Here is a 16,368-nt window from a genome sequence, read left to right as displayed (position 1 = left end):
GGCGGTGCCCCCTGCCCCGCCGGTCGGGCCGCCACCGGCCCGACCGGGGGTGACCGTCGGTCCCGATCCACCACCGGGCCGGGGCTCACCCGCCGTCCTCCACTTCGTGCGCCGCCTGGGAGCCGATGTGGGCGCGTGCGGCGGCGGCCGCCGCCTGCGGATCGCGCCGATGCAGCGCCGCCATGATGGTGTCGTGCTCGTCGACCACCGAGCGCCAGTTGCGCTCACCGAGCGGCGCCGTGATGCGGTAGCGGCGGATGGTGAGCAGCAGCTGCTCGGTCAGGTCGCGCAGGATCCGGTAGCCGGCCGCCTCGGCGAGGAGCCGGTGGAAGCGGGAGTTCAGCTCGGCCATCTCGGCGGTGCCGCCCCGCTCCAGGGTGTCGCGCATCTCCCGCTGGACCTCGTGCAGCTCGGCCAGCCGGCGCTCGTCCACGCGCTGCACGGCGAGTTCGGCGATGAGCGCCTCGATCGCCCCACGGGCGAGGAAGACGCCGCGCATCTCGGTGACGTCGACACCGGCCACGGTGACGCCCGCGTGCACCCGGGAGACCAGCAGCCCGTCCGACTCCAACCGTTTCACCGCCTCGCGGATCGGGATCTTGCTGACGCCGAAGCTCCGCGCGAGTTCGTCCATGTTGATCCGCTCACCCGCCTTGAGGTCCCCACGGGCGATGGCGCTCCGCAGGCTCTCGTAGGCGAGATCGGCCTTGCTCTTCACGGCGGGGATGCGCTCCGCCCAGCTGCTCCGGTCCATCCTTTTATCGTATGCGATATTCTATCGTGCGAGAACATCTGACAGGCACCCACTTGACCTGCCTCGACCTGCATACTTGACCGATTTCTCCCGGTCTATTGCCTTATCGGATTTCGTATACTACCGTCACCTTGTCAGCTGAGCTGTCTTCCGGCCGACACGGGCGTCGCCCCAGCAGGCGGACGCCGTCCCCCACCAGCCGAGGAGTCCCCATGCCTCGCATTCTCACCGCACCGCGCACCCACAGCGCCCCGGGCGGGCCGGGCGGCCCGCCGCGGATCCACCGGTACGAACTCGCCGCCGACGGCCTCACCCCGAGCCGACTGCGCCGGTGGATCGCCGGCCGGCTCACCGACTGGCAAGTGCCTCACCTGGTCGACGACCTCACGCTGATCGCGAGCGAACTCGCCACGAACGCCGTACGGCACGGCGGCACCTCGGCCCTCGCCACGCTCTCGATCTCCGAGTCGGACGCGGCACCTCGCGTGGTCCGCCTGGAGATCCAGGACTCGGGCCCCGGCTTCGACCCGGACGCGTGCCTGCGAGCCGTCGATCACCCCGATGCCACCGAGAGGTGCGGCGGGCGCGGCCTGCTGCTGGTCGCCGCGCTGAGCAGCGCGTGGGGCGCGTCGCACACGGGCGCGGGCCAACTGGTCTGGGCCGAGATGGCCGCGCACTGAGCACCGCCACCGGAGGGCCACCGACCGCGGCCGCACATCGATCCGGCGCAACCCCTTGGAGTCGTTTCGTATATCGCATACCCTACGCCATCATCCGACTCCACCCACGAAGGAGTTCCCACCCCGATGGCGCACCTGCCCCACCGACTCATGGCCGCCGCCCTCGCCGCCACTTCAGCGCTCGGCGTCAGTGCCTGCTCCCCCGATCCGGCCCACCGGCCGACCGGACGCACCACGATCACCTTCTGGACGATGCCGTTCTGGATCGGCCGACCGGACAACCTCAAGCACCTGGTCGAGGACTTCAACGCCTCCCAGGGCTCGATCGACGTCCGGCTCACCGTGCTCGACTGGCAGACCGGACGGGAGACCATCAAGAAGGCCGTCATGAGCGGCCAGGGTCCGGACATCTGGCTGGCCAACAACGGCCTCGAACTCGACCTGCTGTCCGCCGGCAGACTCGCCCCGCTCGACAGCCTCGGCTACACCGCCGACGACCTCGGCCGGTTCCGTCCCCTGGTCAAGGTCAACGAGTACCAGGGCCGCCTCTACGGCGCACCGCTGTACTTCGACGTCGACGTCCTGCTCTACCGCAAGGACATCCTGCAGAAGTACGGCTTCACCGAAGCACCCCGCACCTGGGAGGAGCTCAAGTCGACCGCCGCCGCCATCACCGCCAAGTCCGCGGCGGCGGGCAAGAAGGTGAGCGGCTGGCAGTTCAAGGGGATGGACGACCACCTCAACGCCATCAACCCCACCTGGGAGAGCTTCCTCTGCCAGGCCGGCGGCAGCCTCACCTCACCCGACTTCAAGACCTCGACCCAGAACACCGAGGCCGGGCGCACCGCGATGAACTACATGAAGTCCTTCTACACCGACAAGGTGTCGACCACCGGGACCAGCGCCCTGGGCGGTTTCATCGAGGGCGACGTGGCGATGTTCTCCTTCTACCAGAGCGCCATCTCCGACATCGCCGCCGGCAACGAGAAGACCCGGGGCAAGTGGGCGGTCGCCCCGATGCCCGTCGGCCCCAGGAGCGGCTGCTCCGCCGTCGGCGGCCACAGCCTGGTCGCCCGAGCCGGCCTCGCGGACCCGGGCGCCGCCGGAACGTTCATGCGCTGGCTCTCCTCACCGTCGACCAGCGCCCAGTTCATGGAGTTCCACGGGATCTTCCCGTACGACACCGCGAAGGTGCCCCGTGAGACCAAGGTCGTGGTCGACTCCTTCTACAACACCGATCCCAGCTGGGCCGCGATCATGACCCAGTTCGAGCGCAACACCCCCGACCTGCTGCTCCAGGACCGCCACGGCTTCGGCGCCCGCTGGGAGGCGCAGAAGTCCGACGTGGTGGCCGGCGTCGACGGGCGCACCCCCGTCGACCAGGCGCTGCGCGGCATCGACGAGAAGGTCGGCCGGGAACTGAACGGCGGCTGAGCGGCGCTCCGGAGCCGCGCCCCTCGGCGCCGCGCGGTCGGGGCTGCCGGCCCCCACCTCACCGAGCTCCGTCCGCAGGTCGGCCGCCGGCCCGCGCTGACCCGTCACCACCGACGCGGTCGTGGCGGGACGGTGAACGGGTACCAGGAGCCGTTCGGCGCGGCCCGGGAGGCCGGCCCGGGCGCCGGTGGTGGTGATCAGGCGAGCAACCGACGACCCTGCTCGAAGAAGCTCAGCACACCGTCCACGCCGCCGAGTTCGCGGACGGTGGCCGCGGCGCCGAACGGCGCGTTCCAGTACACCCCCTCCTGCTGGACGTGCGGGCCGACGTAGGCGTACGGCTCCGCCCGGTGGTCGTCGCCCGGAGAGACCCCGTAGTTGACCGCGGCCACGGTCACGCCGATGTCGAAGTGCTCCGGCCAGATCACCGGATCCGCCCCGGGGAACATCCGGCGCAGCGCGGCGTCGCCGACCGCGAATCCCTGCGCGATCCGGTGCGCCTGCTGCGGATCGGCCTCGATCACGTCCTCGGGGCCGACCCCGGATCCGCTCTCGTAGAGCCCGGCGGGCGCGCCGACCGCGACCCCGATCTCGGCCGCCAGCCCGGCGCAGGTGGTCCGCTCCAGGAAGAGCCGCTGTCCGGACGCCACCAGATCCGCACCGACGACCTGCACGTTCGGCTCGGCCCGGGTGGCGAAACCCCCCAGGGAGGCGCGCAGCCTGATGGTGCCGCTGGTGCGGAACTGCGGGCCGGCCATGACCAGCTCCGCGACCGCGTGCAGGGCGCGGCGGGTGCGTACGAGCGCTTCGATGTCCATGGAGGCATGCTCTCCCAGGGTGGCACCCGGCTCCCGTGTCCGGCGCGCGCTCACCCCGGCTCACTCACCGATTCAGTCTCCGATTCGCCGGATGCGGCCGGCGGTCCGGGGCGCCGGGCGAAGTGGCCGGATTCCACCTCGCAGCCACCCGAACCAGGGCCCGAGGACGGCGAACTGACGCACCCCCGGTGTGACATCCGCCACATCCCACCCGTCGAATATCCGCCAACTGTGCCTCATGGCAATCGAACCCGCAGGTCAGCGGCATGATTCGAGGTCCGGGCGGATCCGGGACCGGGCAATATGATCTAGCTACCCACGAACGATTGAGCCTAGCCTGCCCGCCATGTCCCAGAACACGAACACCCCCAACATCCCCGGGCAGCAGACGGCTCCGGTCGGCGACTCCGCCAAGGTGCAGCGCCAGGTCCAGCGGCAGGCGGGCATCGACCCGGTCCACGGTGGCGGCGGCACCCTCTTCTCCGAGCCGGTCCTGGTGGTGAATCAGAAGGCCAAGCTGATCGAGCTGACCAACGAGTACGCGGTCTTCGACCAGCAGGGCGCGACGCTGGGCTCGGTGGTCCAGGTCGGCCAGAGCGGTCTGCGCAAGGTCGTCCGGCTGCTCTTCTCCATCGACCAGTACCTGACCCACAAGCTCGAGATCCGTGACGCGCAGGGCACCCCGGTACTGCTGCTGACCCGCCCGGCGAAGTTCATCAAGTCGCGGGTCATCGTGCAGCGCCCGGACGGCCAGGAGGTCGGCCAGATCGTTCAGCAGAACGCGATCGGCAAGATCAACTTCGCGCTGGAGGTCGGCGGCCGGAAGGTCGGCGCCGTCAAGGCGGAGAACTGGCGCGCCTGGAACTTCTCCATCGTCGACGAGACGGACACCGAGATCGCCCGGATCACCAAGACCTGGGAGGGCCTCGCGAAGACGATGTTCACCACGGCCGACAACTACGTGCTCCAGATCCACCGCCCGCTCACCGACCCGCTGCTCGGCCTCGTCGTGGCGACCGCGCTCACCGTGGACACCGCGCTGAAGCAGGACGCCCGCGGCCTCGGATAGCCGCAACCCGTCCGTGGTTCCGAGCCCCGCCGCCCCGACCCGGGAGGCGGGGCTCCCGGCCGTGCCCGGCCGGCCTCGCGCAGGCGCCGGGCGCTGCCCGCGGTGCGGCCCGGTCAGTTCGGGGTGGGCCAGGTCCGCAGGAGCCTGCGGGCGGCCCCGCTGTTTCCGAGCTGGTGGACGGCGACGGCCGACGCCCGGACGGTGAAGGCGTCGAACGGCTCGGCCTCGATGGTCCCGAGGTCGTCGAGGGTGGCGAAGCCGACGGTGATGTGAGCGGTGTACCGGTCCGGGCCGATCTGGGCGGGGACGTAGCCGTCGACCCAGTCGAGGGTGCTCCGGCTGATGTCCTCGCCCGGGTCGGTGACGAAGGCGGCGGCCGTGCCGCCGGACTCGGTGAACGGCGAGACCGCGGCCAGCAGCGCGGCCTGGAAGTCGAGGACCCGCGGGCCGGGTCGCAGGAGGATGCCCGCGAGGCCCTGGCCGGGCACGCCCCAGTCGGCGTGCCCGATGGCGACGGCCTGGTAGGAGAGGGTCCGCGGGTCGGTCGCGGTCAGGGCCCGGTGGACGGCGTCGTACGCGTCGTCCAGGTCGGATGTCCGGACGTAGCGCTGCAGGGTGGTGATGTGCGGTCGGTGGGAGGCGTCCAGGGCGAAGCCGTCGGGGACGCTCTCGCGCATCCGGGCGTTCCAGGCGCGGGCGTGCCGCAGGGTCTCCCCGTCCGGCTCGACGAGCACGTCGACGGCGGTCAGGTCGGTCATTCGGTGCGTCCTCCCGGTCAGAACAGGGTCGTCCAGTCGCGCTTCATGCTCACCACCGTCCAACCGAGCTGCTCGGCCGTGGCGAGCGAGGCCTCGGCGCCCTTGGTGTAGGCGTACTCGCGCTGGTCGTCGTCGTGCCGGACGAGCAGGGCGAACGCCGCGCTCCGGAGCATCTCGACGTCGACGTCGGCGTTGCCGCCCGCGAAGGCCGGCAGTCGGCCGGTGTGGGCGAAGATGTGCTCGGGCTTGCCCGGCCCCAGGTCCAGGCCGCCCAGGAGCTCGCGGGAGCGGACGATCCTGCCGTCGGTGTAGGTGTAGCCGGCGGCCGAGCCGATGACGTTCTCCTTCAGGATCCCCCAGGTCTCCTCGGCGAAGGCGCGCATGAAGTCGCGGCCGCCGCCCGAACACACGAACACCCGGAACCCGCACCCGCGCAGGAGGTCGAACAGCTCCAGCATCGGCCGGTAGACCAGCTCCACGTACGGGACGCCGAACCGCGGGTCGCGCACCGTCCTGGTCCACTCCCGCACCTGCGCGTCGAACTCCTCGGGCGTCGTGCCCGCCCACGACCGGGCGAACGCCTCCAGCAGGCTCGCCACCGCCTCGGGTTCCTGCGTCGCCAGCCCCTCGAAGAACGCCTGGTCCCGCTGCAGGAGCGCCTGGTACGGCTGCCGCGCCGCGAGCGAGGGGTCGGCCTTCACCTCCCGCTCCCAGGTGCGGAACACGAAGTCGAACTGCGGTGGCAGCGGCTGCTCGACCCACAGCGTGCCGTCGTTGTCGAAGGTGGCGATCCGGTCGGCCGGCTCGACGAACGCCGCCCCCGGTGTCGTCGCCCGTTCGACGTAGTCCAGGATCGCCTGCCTGACCGGGCCCTCGTTCCAACTCGCCAGCACCTGTTCGGTCACGGGCCACTCCTCGGCTCGGCGGTCGCTCCACGACCCGGCTGCGTCCCGCCGCCTGTTCGGCGGGACGCCCCGCGGGGCCGTCGGGTCGGGTGCGGGCACCGGCACGGGTCCAGCCGCCGCACCCACGGCACGCCGGCGTACAGCAGCGGGCCCCGGGCAACGGGCGGCGCCGGGCCCGACCCGGCACGGTGCCACTCCCGCGAGCCCGTCCAGGCCCACGGACGCACTGCACCCCTGGCTGTCCCCAGGCTACGGCCGACCCCGGTGGGGCGCCGCCCGAACGGGCCGGGCGGGCGACCACCGCCGCGGCCGGCGGCATGCCCGGGAAGCGGGCCGCCCGGCCTGTCGGTGGCGAGGCATAGGCTGCCGACGAACACGAGCGAGCCGAGCCCGAAGGTGCCATCGATGCCCCACCGCGCCCCGACCGCCCGGCCACCGGTGGCCGACCCGAAGATCCCGCTCCTCCCCTTCGACACCCAGCACTGGACCGACTTCGAGCGACTGGTCTGCGAACTCGTCGAGGCCACCGAGGGGCTCACCCGGGTTGCCCGCTACGGGACCGCGGGCCAGGCCCAGGGCGGCATCGACGTGGTGGGCCTGGCCTCCGACGGTCGCTGGTCGGCCTTCCAGGTCAAGCACGTCGTGGAGTTCCCCGCCGCCTCGGCCCGCAAGGCCTTCGACCGCTTCGTCCGCGGCAGTCGGCCCCACCGCGCGACCAGGTTCGTCATCGTCACCTCGTGCCGGGGGACCTCCACCCGGGTACGGGAGCTCGCGCTCGAATACCGGGCCGAGTTCCCCGAGCTCCTGCTCGGCGAGGTGTGGGACGCCGAGCACCTGGGCCGGCTGCTGCGCCCCCTGCCGTGGATCGTCGCGCGGTACTTCGGCGACCCGGTCGCCCTCCGCTTCTGCGACGCGCACGCGCTGGCCGAGTACTACGGCGGTCCGGACGGGCGGACCGGTACGTCCGAGGGCGCCGTCGGCATGCCCGTCACGGACGCCGACCCGTTCGACCTCGAAGTGCACCAGGCGATCCACGCCGAGGGCGACGCCCCGGTCGCTCCCCTCCCCCCTTACCTGCGCAGACCCTTCGACGACGAGCTGAACACCGTCCTGGACGGCGCCGTGCGCGGGACGAGCGGCACGGCCGTCCTGCTCGGCGACTCCTCCACCGGCAAGACCCGCGCACTCTGGGAGGCGATCCGGGGTCTGCCCGACGAGTGGCGGCTCTGGCACCCGCCGTCGCCGGACACCCTGCTCGGCTGCGTCCGCTCGGTCGGGCCGCGGACGGTGCTGTGGCTGAACGAGATCAATCGGTACCTGCTCACCGGCGACGCCGACCGGGACGAGCGCGTCGCCGCCGCGCTGAACGAGCTCCTGCGCGATCCCGGCCGGGCACCGGTGCTCGTGCTCGGTACGTCCTGGCACGCCTACCAGCGGCCGATGACCACGGCAGCCGGCAGCACAGACGAGAACGCAGAACGTCGCGCGCTGCTCGCGCACCGGTGGATCCCCGTCCCCTCACGCTTCACCGCGGACGAGGTGGCCGCGCTGCTCACCGTGCCCGACCTGAGCGACCACCGGCTGCGCCAGGCAGCGCGGTCGGCCGAGGGCCGTCACATCACCCAGTACCTGGCAGGCGGGCCCGCACTCCAGGAGCGGTACGCCAACGCCTCCCCCACCGCCCGGGCCGTCCTCGAAGCCGCGATGGATGCCCGCCGGCTCGGCCACGGCCTCGAACTGGCCGCAGGCTTCCTCGCGGAGGCGGCGACGGACTACCTCACCGATCTCGAACTGGACCTCGCACCGGAACACTGGTTCGAGGAGGCGCTCCGCTACCACTCCGAGCCGTGCCGAGGCGTACGCGGACCCCTGTCGACCGTGCGTGGGACGGGCGGCGGTGGGCTGCGCCTCGCCGACTTCCTCGAACAGGACGCGCGCCGCACCCGGAACCTCCACTGCCCGGGTGGCGCCTTCTGGCGCGCCGCGGAACGGCATGCGTCCACCGCCGACCGGGCGACCCTGGTCGTCGCCGCAGCGGCCCGCGGCCGGATCTCCGACGCCGAGTCCCTCGCCCGCTCGACGGCGGACACCGACGGCGGAAGCGCGCTCAACGCCCTGGCCCGGCACCTCGAACAGCGCCACGGCGACGTCGACGCCGCCCCCTACTACGCACTCGCCGCCGGGGCGGGGCACGCCGGAGCACAGGTCCGACTTGCCTGGCAGCTCGAACAGGACGGGAACCTCGACGAGGCCGAGGCGTGGTACCGGCGGGCCGTCGGCTCCGACGTGGGCCCGGACGCCACCGTGGGCCTCGCCTCAGTGCTCTGGGAGCGCGGCGACCGGTCGGCGGCGCTGGACCTCTACAACGAGGCCCTCGCCGCGGGCGGGGCCCGCAGCATCGAGTACCAGGCCCGCTGGCTGGCGAAGAAGGGCAGGCACCGGCTGGCCCTCGCCCTGACCGGCTGCGCCTTCCGGGCCGGCAACACCGAGGCGTTCACCGGACTCGCCTGGACGTACATGAGCCCTGAGGAGAAGCCGCGGGCCATCGACGTCCTCAAGCACGCCTACCACGTCGAAGGTGATGTGAACGCCCCTCGGGAGCTGGCCTGGGTGCTGGCCGAGGACGGCGACCGGGCGGGGAGCGCGGAGTACGCCGACATCGCCGTCGCGCTCGGGGAGCCGAACGTGCTGCGCGGGCTCGGGATGAAGCACGCCGCGCAGGGCGACCACCGTGCGGCCGCCGGGCTGTACTGGCGCGCGTACAACCGGGAGCTGTACTCGGTCCTGCTCGACCTCGCCCTCCTGCGGGAGGAGCAGGGCGATCTCCGCCGCGCCGAACGCCTCTACCGGCGCGCGCTCGACGAGGGTCAGTCGTACGCCGCCCACGGCCTGGTCCGGGTCCTCGAACTCAGCGGACAGGGCCGGGCTGCCGAAGAGCTGGCGAACCGCTCGTACGACACCGTGGAGACGCTCGCCCGGATCCGTGCGGCACACGGGCGGCGGGAGAGCGCCGAACTGCTGCTCCGCACCCTGGTCGCCAAGGGTCGTGCCGACGCCCTCCTCACCCTGGGGGCGGTCCGCCGGGAGGCCGGGGACCGCGCCGGAGCCGAGCTGGCCCTCCGTCAGGCCGTCGACGCCGGCGTCCCCCGGGCCGCCCGGGAGCTCGCGGCGCTCCAGGCCGATCCGCAGGACGCCGCGCACTGAACGCGGCCGGCCGCACCCGGCGTCCCACGGATCCACCGCGTCGGGGAACGGCACGGCCCACGGTTGCGCGTCCGGGCCGGGCCCCCGCGGGAGCGGTGGTGGTCCGATACCGGTCCGTGGGCACGTGGGTGACGGTGGCCGGTCAGTGCTTCAGGTATGCCTGCGGCGGATACCAGGCGTCCGTCCGGAGTGGGCCGGTGGGTTCGGAGCGGTTGGAGGTCAGCCGTCGGCTCAGGTGCTCTCCGTTGGGGCCGTGCCGCGCGTAGTGGTCGAGCAGGAGGTCGTGGCCGAGGTCGTTGTTCAGGTCCCGCCAGACGGTGTGCACGTGCTGTCCCGCGGCGACCGCGTTGTCCGCCTCGACCAGCAGGCCGGAGGTCGAGATCCGGTAGTAGTGCGCGGTGTCCGGCTCGGTTCCGCCGGCCCAGGCGAAGTGCAGCCCGGACGGGTGCTCGCGGAGCACGTCGTCGCGGTACTGGGCGGTGAGCTCCTCCGGTCCGGTTTCCACGTAGCGCAGCAGCAGCTCCCGGACGGCGGCCAGTTCGGTGCCGGTGAGGTCGGCGCCGTTGATGCCGGAGGGTGCCTCCCTGGTGAAGCGGAGCTTGCGGCGGTCCTCGTCGGTGGTGGTGTAGCCGACGATGCCGAGGTCGACCGGGTCCGGCCATTCCTCGGCGCCGACGCGGGGCACCTGGCGGGTCACGAAGTCCGCGGGTGCGACGTCGTGGACGACGGCCCGGGCCCGCAAGTCGGGGGAGAGTCCGTGCAGGATGTCGAAGGCCATCCGGCCGTGCTCGCCCAGCGGGTCGAGGACTCCGGCGGGGATCGGCATCGCGCCCATGGCGAGCGGGGTGACGGTCAGGTACCGCTGCGCGACGACGGTGAAGCTGACGGACAGGTGGTGGCCGATGACGCGCCACCCCCAGGTGTCCTCGAAACCCGGGCGTCCGAACACGGTGAGCCAGTAGGCGTCCGGGCTGCGGAAGTCGCCCGCGAACACGCCGAACTCGCGCTCGATGACGTCGAGCTCCCGCAGGATGTTCTCGGTGGCCATCACGGCCAGCACCTGGCTGTAGCCGCGCATGCTGAGCCCGGACTTCAGCAGGGTGTGGGCCAACGTCCGCTGGTGGCCGTGGAGTTTGCTCAGCGGCACGCCCGTGCGGTCGGGCTTGGGGATGAAGTCCCAGTCGGCGCGCCGGGGGTCGTTCATCTCGGGGATGTGCATCCGGGCCCGCAGGTCCGGGGTGAGGGAGTCCAGGAGCGCCCAGGCGGAGAAGAGCATCCGCTTGATGGCGCCCGGTGCTTCGTAGTTCCTGGAAGGGTGCTGCGGCATGAGTCCTCCTGCGTCAGGCGGCCGGGTCCGATGGTTCACGCGACGTGGCCGTCTCCGGGAGTACGGCGAGGAGGTCGCAGTGGATCCGCGCCGCACCGTCGAGTCGCGCGGCGAGGGCCTGCCGGGCGGGCCGGCGCGCCGGGTCCGGGAACTCGGCCAGCCACTCGCGGTTGAGCGCCTCACGGTCGCGCGGATCGGCCAGGTGGAAGGTCATCTTGAGGATGTCGTCGGTGCCGCCGCCCGCTGCCGCCATGAGGGCGCGCACGTGGGTGAAGACGTTGGCGCACTGCTGCTCCAGCGTCCGCGGCATGTCCCCGGTCAGCGGGTCGCGGCCGGTGATGGCGCCCGATGCCAGGAAGGGGCCGATCCGGCTGGCCGCGGGGATCGGATTGGCGTGCTCGAACCCCGGCAGTTCGACACTGGCCCGCTCGGACACGGCTCAGCCCTCCGCGACGATGAGGTTCTCCAGGGCGCCGAGGCCCTCGATCTCGGCGCGCACCACGTCGCCGACCCGCAGGAAGTTCCGGGTCGGCGCGCCGATGCCGGACGGCGTGCCGGTGGCGAGGATGTCGCCGGGCATCAGCGTGAAGACCTGCGACAGGTAGGCGATCTGGTCGTGGATGTCGTAGATCATGTCGTTCGTCGGCCAGTCCTGGCGCACCTCTCCGTTCACGCTCAGGGTCATCTGCAGCGCGAGCGGGTCGGGGACCTCGTCGGCCGTGGTGAGCCAGGGGCCGATCGGGCCGTGGGTGTCGAAGGACTTGCCGAGGGTGAAGGTGGGCGAGCGCTTCTGCAGCCAGTCGCGGACGGAGAAGTCGTTGACGACGAGGTAGCCGGCGATCACCGAGGGGGCGTTCTCGGCGGTGACGTTCTTGCAGCGCTGCCCGATGACGACGCCGAGTTCGATCTCGTAGTCGAGTTCGTCGGAGATGTCCGGCTTCACGACGTCGGCGTTCGGTCCGACGACGCAGGACACCTGCTTGTTGAACCACATCTGGTTCGCGGGGACGGTGATGCCCGCCCGGCGCGCCTCCTCGGCGTGCTCGCGGTAGTTCATCCCGATGCCCAGGTACTTCTGGGGGGCGTCGATCGGTGCGAGGAGGGTGACCTCGGACAGGTGGTGCCCGGGGCCGTCCGCAGCCTCGATCCGCTGCCGCAGTGCGGGCAGGTCGGGCAGGATGTCGCGCAGCGAGGGCCCGGTCTCCCGGGTGATGTCGGTGATCAGTTCGCCGTCGACGCGGCCGAGGCGGACGGTGCCGTCCGCGGTGTGGAACCGTGCGAGTCTCATGCCGGTCGGCCCTTCTGTTCGATCGTCGTGTCCGCCAGGGCGGCCTTCTCCGCGTCGGTGGCCGGCCAGACGTGCTCGCCGTCCGGGGTCATCTGGAAGCTGACGAAGCGCCAGGCGCCGTCCTCGCAGCGGCGCAGCACCTGGATGACCTGGCCGCGGATGACCCGTTCGGTCCCGTCGGGGCTGTCGAGCCGGTTGAGGATGCGGCCGGTCATGATCGCGACGTCGCCGATCAGGCGGATGGCCAAGGGGCCGCGGGTGATGTCGAGGTACGCCCGCCGGGTCGCCACGTGCTCCAGGAGCTGCGCCTTGTCGTGGGTCACTCCGGGCGCGTGGGTGTGGACGAGGGAGGGGTCGAACAGGTCGTCCAGGGCGGGGACGTCGACGGTGAGGAGGGCGGTACGGCGCCGTTCCTCCACCGCGAGGATCTCGTCGCGGGTCGGGTCGTCGGCGTACACGACGGCGGGTGGTCGGTGGGTGCTCATGGTCGTCCTTCATGTCCGGGGAGCTGAGCGGTCGTGGGGCGGAGCGGTCGTGGGGCTGGGCGATCGCGGGGCGGAGCGGTCGTGCGGCTGAGCGGCTGGGCGGTCGCGGGGCGGCCGCACCAGGTGCCCGGTGGTGGCCGGCCCGCCGATGACGGCGGCGGGCCGGCCCCCGGCCGGGGTCAGCGGTCGGCGTGCTCGGTGCGGAAGCCCGTGGTGTCGCCGGCCTCGTGGCCGGGGCGGGGCTGTCCGACCAGCGCGTGGTACCTGCTGAAGATGGCGTCGGCCTCGGCGAGCGGGAGCACGTCCTCGATGTCGGTGAACCGTTCGCCGCCGGTCCGCTCCTCGACCATCCGGCGGATCACCTCGTAGCCCTCGCCGCGGTGGGCCATCACGATGCCGTTGACGGCCTGGAGGCGCTGGGCCTCGAAGGCCTTCAGGGCGGTGGGCACGTCCGGGACGGTGGCGAGCTTCTCGGCCAGCGCGCCGCCGTCGACGATGGCCTGGCAGGCGCCGTTGCCGCCGCGGGGGTACATGGCGTGCGCGGCGTCGCCGATCAGCAGGACCCGGCCGTCGGTCCAGGTGTCGAGCGGTTCGTGGCGGATCAGCGGGAAGAGGTAGACCTCGCGGGCGTTGCGCAGCATCTCCTGGACGTCCAGGTGCACGATGTCGCACTGGTCGTAGTAGTGCATGATCTGGTCGACGGTGCCGAGCTGGTTCCAGTCCTCGACGGACTCGTCCCGGGTGGCCTCGACGACCCAGTTCACGAGCACCTTGCCGGTGCCCTCATAGTCGTCGGCGATCGGGTACACGATCATGCTGGAGGACTGCGGCGCGCCGATGTGCAGGATGGTGCCGCCGCTGCCGAAGGGCTCCATCAGGGTCGTGCCCCGCCACATGGTGATGCCGGAGTAGACCGGCTCCGAGTGGCCCGGGTGCATCTGGCGGCGGACGGCGGAGTTGATGCCGTCCGCGGCGATCGCGAGGTCGGCCGTCACCTGCGAGGCGTTGCCGTCCAGGTCCTCCAGGTCGAGGGTCACCCGGTCGTCGTGGTTGGTGTAGCCGGTACAGCGCAGCCCGAGGACGACGGCGTCGGCGCCGAGGCGCTCCAGCACCGTGCGGTAGAGCAGCATCTGGAGTCGGCCGCGGTGGACGAAGCGCTGCTCGTGCAGGTAGCCCATGTGCACGCCGCACAGTTCGGCGTAGATCTCCTGGCCGTACTTGTTGTAGAAGATCGAGTCCTGCGCGTCGACGGAGATGGCCCTGAACTCTTCGAGCAGGCCCAGGTCGTCCAGTTCCTTGGTGCCGTACACCTTGACGTCGATGCCGACGCCGAGCGGCTTGAGTTCGGGGACGGTCTCGTAGATCCGGGGCCGGAAGCCGCGCTGGTGCAGGCGCAGCGCGGCGGCCAGGCCGGCCGGGCCGGCGCCGATGATCGCGATGTCGAGCGGGTTGTCGGTCATGTGGGTCCTCGGGTGGGTGATGCGGCGGGTGGGTGGTGCGGCGGGCAAGAAAGGTGGTGCGGCGGGTGCCGGTCGGCGCGGCGCCGGCGCGGTGGTCGGGGGGGGGTCAGGCGCCGAGCTGCGGTTCGTCGATCTCCCGCAGGAACCGCAGGGTGGTGTTCCAGGCGCGGGCGGTGCTGCGGGCGCTGTAGGCGACGACGTCCGGCCGCGGGGAGTCCTTCGCCGTCGGGGAGGTGAAGCCGTGGACGGTCCGGCCGTACACGTGCAGTTGCCAGTCGAGGCCGGCCGTGGCCATCCCGGCGGTGAGGGCGGTGCGCATCTGCGCGGTGGCCATCGGGTCGCCGTCGCCGGTGCAGAGCAGCACCGGCGCCCGTCCGGCCCCGGACCAGTCGGACCCGACGACGTCCAGGCCCCCGTGGACGCTGACGGCGCCCGCGATGTCGGCGCCGGCGCGCTGGTACTCCAGGGCGGAGGAGCCGCCGAAGCAGTAGCCGAGGAGCACCACGGTCGTCGTCCCGGTCTCCGGTTGCACCAGGAGGGCCCGGTGGGCCGCGCCCACCCGGCGGGTCCAGCGTTCGCGGTCGGCGGCCATGGCCCCGATGAGCGGGCCGAACTCGGACTGGTCGGCGGGCAGCAGCCCGTTGCCCCACAGGTCCGCGACGAAGACGGCGTGTCCCTCCTCGGCGAGGCTCCGGGCGATGCCGATCATGTGTCTGGTCACCCCGTAGGCGTCGGGGAGCAGGAGCACGGTCGCCCCGGCGCGCTCACCGGTCGGTGCGCACACGTGGCCGAGCAGGCGGGTGCCCTCGTCCCAGTACTCGATGTCGCGTGCGATCACATCCCTCATCTGCACAAACGTCCTCTCTCGACGGTTCGCCCACGCGAACGGGGGCGTGGTGGCAGACGGCGTTCCCAGCACTGGGGGCACCGCCGTACAGGGGACCATAAACGAGATCGTGTATGATTTCAATTATGAAATCTGTTGCGCTAGGGGCAGGGCTCGGCTAGCGTTCGTATCAGATATCGCACATGATCTCGGCCGGATGCGGCCGGGCGCCACCGGCGAGACGGTGGGCGCAGGTCATCAGATGCCGCAGAAACCCGACTTACGACGAGAGGTGTCCCCCATGACCGTGGTCGACATCAACATCCACCACCTGCCCGAGGACCTGTTCTCCAACCCGAAGATCCTCAACGGCTTCCTCGACAGCGCCCCGCGCGGCTTCGGCGAGATCGCCCGGGTCGCCGACCTGGAGGACGGCCGCAAGCAGCTGATCCTGGAGAAGCCGGCCGGCTTCCAGAACCTCAACTACGTCGACGGCGACTACAGCGCCGAGGCCAAGCTCGCGGCCATGGACGAGGCCGGTGTCGACTACGGCATCATGCGCGTGCCGGTCTGGCAGGAGTGGCTCGGCCTGGAGACCTGCCGGGAGGTCAACGACAACGCCCACGAGATCGTCAAGCGGTCGGGCGGCCGGCTGTTCGCCACCGCCACCGTGCCGCCGTGGGGCGGCAGGGAGAACATCTACGAGCTGGAGCGCTGCGTCAAGGAGCTCGGTGTGGTGGGCGTGCAACTCGCCTGTCACTACGGGCAGATCTACCTGGACGACCCGGTGTTCGAGCCCTACCTGAAGGTCATCGAGAAGCTCGACATCCCGGTCATCGTGCACCACACCCCGCTGCCGGTGGAGTGGCGCTCGATCATCGACTACACCAACCTGCGCCGGGAGTTCGGCCGCATCACCGACCAGGCCACCGCGGTCGGCCGCGAGCTGTTCAGCGGCATGTTCGACCGGATGCCCGGCCTGCGCTTCGTCCACACCATGCTCGGCGGCAACTGGTTCGCCAACACCGCGCTGATGACGCCGCACAAGTCGAACAAGAAGGAGGCCATCGACCGGCTCGACCCGACCGGTGGCGAGAAGATCCAGAGCTACCTGGAGAACAACATCTTCTTCGACCTGACCCACCCGCACTCCTGGGGCAAGGACCAGGTCGAGTGCGCGCTCAAGGTCAACGGCGCCGACCACTACATGTTCGGCTCCTCGTTCCCGGTCTTCTACGGCTGGATGAGCCAGGGCGTGGACTTCCTCAAGAACACCGTCGAGATCACCGACGAGGAGCGCGAGCAGGTGCTGTCGGGCAACGCCAAGCGCCTCTTCCGGCTCCCGATCTAACCTGCGGCC

15 protein-coding genes are annotated in these 16,368 nt (G+C 71.6%); 5 read left to right on the top strand and 10 right to left on the bottom strand.

Going from position 1 to position 16,368, the window contains the following annotated elements; all coding sequences use genetic code 11:
- Positions 1 to 85: 85 nt before the first annotated feature.
- Positions 86 to 754 (bottom strand): GntR family transcriptional regulator, encoded by a 669-nt coding sequence (locus ACFTWP_RS31820; RefSeq protein ID WP_380268429.1) that lies wholly within the window; start codon positions 752 to 754, stop codon positions 86 to 88.
- A 212-nt stretch (positions 755 to 966) separates the two neighbouring features.
- On the opposite strand from ACFTWP_RS31820, the gene ACFTWP_RS31815 reads away from it, so the two are divergent.
- Both ACFTWP_RS31815 and ACFTWP_RS31810 read left to right on the top strand, forming a co-directional pair.
- On the top strand, positions 967 to 1,434 hold the full coding sequence (locus ACFTWP_RS31815; protein ID WP_380268428.1) for an ATP-binding protein: 468 nt from the start codon (positions 967 to 969) through the stop codon (positions 1,432 to 1,434).
- A gap of 126 nt (positions 1,435 to 1,560) precedes the next feature.
- Entirely contained in the window at positions 1,561 to 2,868 is a 1,308-nt protein-coding gene (locus tag ACFTWP_RS31810) for an ABC transporter substrate-binding protein (protein ID WP_380268427.1), read from the top strand.
- Between the two features lie 197 nt (positions 2,869 to 3,065).
- Here ACFTWP_RS31810 and ACFTWP_RS31805 read toward each other — a convergent pair whose 3' ends face one another.
- Positions 3,066 to 3,686 (bottom strand): hypothetical protein, encoded by a 621-nt coding sequence (locus tag ACFTWP_RS31805; protein ID WP_380268426.1) that lies wholly within the window; start codon positions 3,684 to 3,686, stop codon positions 3,066 to 3,068.
- Between the two features lie 346 nt (positions 3,687 to 4,032).
- Between ACFTWP_RS31805 and ACFTWP_RS31800 the strand changes: the two genes are divergently transcribed.
- The gene (locus tag ACFTWP_RS31800) at positions 4,033 to 4,755 is read left to right on the top strand and encodes a phospholipid scramblase-related protein (RefSeq protein ID WP_380268425.1); all 723 of its coding nucleotides are present in this window, start codon (positions 4,033 to 4,035) and stop codon (positions 4,753 to 4,755) included.
- Positions 4,756 to 4,868: 113 nt separating this feature from the next.
- On the opposite strand, the gene ACFTWP_RS31795 is transcribed toward ACFTWP_RS31800, so the two are convergent.
- Both ACFTWP_RS31795 and ACFTWP_RS31790 read right to left on the bottom strand, forming a co-directional pair.
- Positions 4,869 to 5,513, bottom strand: coding sequence for a hypothetical protein (locus ACFTWP_RS31795; protein WP_380268424.1), 645 nt, complete (start codon positions 5,511 to 5,513; stop codon positions 4,869 to 4,871).
- Between the two features lie 17 nt (positions 5,514 to 5,530).
- Positions 5,531 to 6,418, bottom strand: a complete 888-nt coding sequence (locus ACFTWP_RS31790; protein ID WP_380268423.1) for an HAD family hydrolase — start codon at positions 6,416 to 6,418, stop codon at positions 5,531 to 5,533.
- Positions 6,419 to 6,823: 405 nt separating this feature from the next.
- Between ACFTWP_RS31790 and ACFTWP_RS31785 the strand changes: the two genes are divergently transcribed.
- Positions 6,824 to 9,622 carry a hypothetical protein gene (locus ACFTWP_RS31785; RefSeq protein WP_380268422.1) on the top strand — a complete coding sequence of 933 codons (2,799 nt, stop codon included), beginning with the start codon at positions 6,824 to 6,826 and terminating at the stop codon, positions 9,620 to 9,622.
- Between the two features lie 142 nt (positions 9,623 to 9,764).
- Here ACFTWP_RS31785 and ACFTWP_RS31780 read toward each other — a convergent pair whose 3' ends face one another.
- The 6 genes from ACFTWP_RS31780 to ACFTWP_RS31755 form a co-directional block, all read right to left on the bottom strand.
- Complete coding sequence (locus tag ACFTWP_RS31780) at positions 9,765 to 10,949, bottom strand: DUF3500 domain-containing protein (RefSeq protein ID WP_380268421.1); 1,185 nt, start codon at positions 10,947 to 10,949, stop codon at positions 9,765 to 9,767.
- 13 nt (positions 10,950 to 10,962) lie between these two features.
- On the bottom strand, positions 10,963 to 11,385 hold the full coding sequence (locus ACFTWP_RS31775; RefSeq protein WP_380268420.1) for a RidA family protein: 423 nt from the start codon (positions 11,383 to 11,385) through the stop codon (positions 10,963 to 10,965).
- Between the two features lie 3 nt (positions 11,386 to 11,388).
- Positions 11,389 to 12,237 (bottom strand): fumarylacetoacetate hydrolase family protein, encoded by an 849-nt coding sequence (locus ACFTWP_RS31770; protein WP_380268419.1) that lies wholly within the window; start codon positions 12,235 to 12,237, stop codon positions 11,389 to 11,391.
- Positions 12,234 to 12,722, bottom strand: a complete 489-nt coding sequence (locus tag ACFTWP_RS31765) for a nuclear transport factor 2 family protein (protein WP_380268418.1) — start codon at positions 12,720 to 12,722, stop codon at positions 12,234 to 12,236. The genes ACFTWP_RS31770 and ACFTWP_RS31765 overlap by 4 nt, the downstream gene beginning before the upstream one ends.
- 179 nt (positions 12,723 to 12,901) lie before the next feature.
- A complete protein-coding gene (locus ACFTWP_RS31760; protein WP_380268417.1) occupies positions 12,902 to 14,182 on the bottom strand; it encodes an FAD-dependent monooxygenase in 1,281 nt (426 codons plus the stop codon).
- Between the two features lie 106 nt (positions 14,183 to 14,288).
- Complete coding sequence (locus ACFTWP_RS31755; RefSeq protein ID WP_380268416.1) at positions 14,289 to 15,029, bottom strand: dienelactone hydrolase family protein; 741 nt, start codon at positions 15,027 to 15,029, stop codon at positions 14,289 to 14,291.
- 280 nt (positions 15,030 to 15,309) lie between these two features.
- Here ACFTWP_RS31755 and ACFTWP_RS31750 point away from each other — a divergent pair, with 280 nt between their 5' ends.
- Positions 15,310 to 16,359 carry an amidohydrolase family protein gene (locus ACFTWP_RS31750; RefSeq protein ID WP_380268415.1) on the top strand — a complete coding sequence of 350 codons (1,050 nt, stop codon included), beginning with the start codon at positions 15,310 to 15,312 and terminating at the stop codon, positions 16,357 to 16,359.
- Positions 16,360 to 16,368: the final 9 nt, after the last annotated feature.

This window comes from Kitasatospora sp. NPDC057015 (assembly GCF_042673745.1).
Classification (GTDB): domain Bacteria; phylum Actinomycetota; class Actinomycetes; order Streptomycetales; family Streptomycetaceae; genus Kitasatospora.
The sequence above is the reverse complement of the archived record's forward strand: the minus strand, read 5'-3'. Positions and strand labels throughout refer to the sequence as shown.

Bases quoted from the DNA above. Each gene is read 5' to 3' on its own strand.
- ACFTWP_RS31820 (WP_380268429.1), bottom strand. From the start codon at position 754: ATGGACCGGAGCAGCTGGGCGGAGCGCATCCCCGCCGTGAAGAGCAAG.
- ACFTWP_RS31815 (WP_380268428.1), top strand. From the start codon at position 967: ATGCCTCGCATTCTCACCGCACCGCGCACCCACAGCGCCCCGGGCGGG.
- ACFTWP_RS31810 (WP_380268427.1), top strand. From the start codon at position 1,561: ATGGCGCACCTGCCCCACCGACTCATGGCCGCCGCCCTCGCCGCCACT.
- ACFTWP_RS31805 (WP_380268426.1), bottom strand. From the start codon at position 3,686: ATGGACATCGAAGCGCTCGTACGCACCCGCCGCGCCCTGCACGCGGTC.
- ACFTWP_RS31800 (WP_380268425.1), top strand. From the start codon at position 4,033: ATGTCCCAGAACACGAACACCCCCAACATCCCCGGGCAGCAGACGGCT.
- ACFTWP_RS31795 (WP_380268424.1), bottom strand. From the start codon at position 5,513: ATGACCGACCTGACCGCCGTCGACGTGCTCGTCGAGCCGGACGGGGAG.
- ACFTWP_RS31785 (WP_380268422.1), top strand. From the start codon at position 6,824: ATGCCCCACCGCGCCCCGACCGCCCGGCCACCGGTGGCCGACCCGAAG.
- ACFTWP_RS31780 (WP_380268421.1), bottom strand. From the start codon at position 10,949: ATGCCGCAGCACCCTTCCAGGAACTACGAAGCACCGGGCGCCATCAAG.
- ACFTWP_RS31770 (WP_380268419.1), bottom strand. From the start codon at position 12,237: ATGAGACTCGCACGGTTCCACACCGCGGACGGCACCGTCCGCCTCGGC.
- ACFTWP_RS31765 (WP_380268418.1), bottom strand. From the start codon at position 12,722: ATGAGCACCCACCGACCACCCGCCGTCGTGTACGCCGACGACCCGACC.
- ACFTWP_RS31760 (WP_380268417.1), bottom strand. From the start codon at position 14,182: ATGACCGACAACCCGCTCGACATCGCGATCATCGGCGCCGGCCCGGCC.
- ACFTWP_RS31755 (WP_380268416.1), bottom strand. From the start codon at position 15,029: ATGAGGGATGTGATCGCACGCGACATCGAGTACTGGGACGAGGGCACC.
- ACFTWP_RS31750 (WP_380268415.1), top strand. From the start codon at position 15,310: ATGACCGTGGTCGACATCAACATCCACCACCTGCCCGAGGACCTGTTC.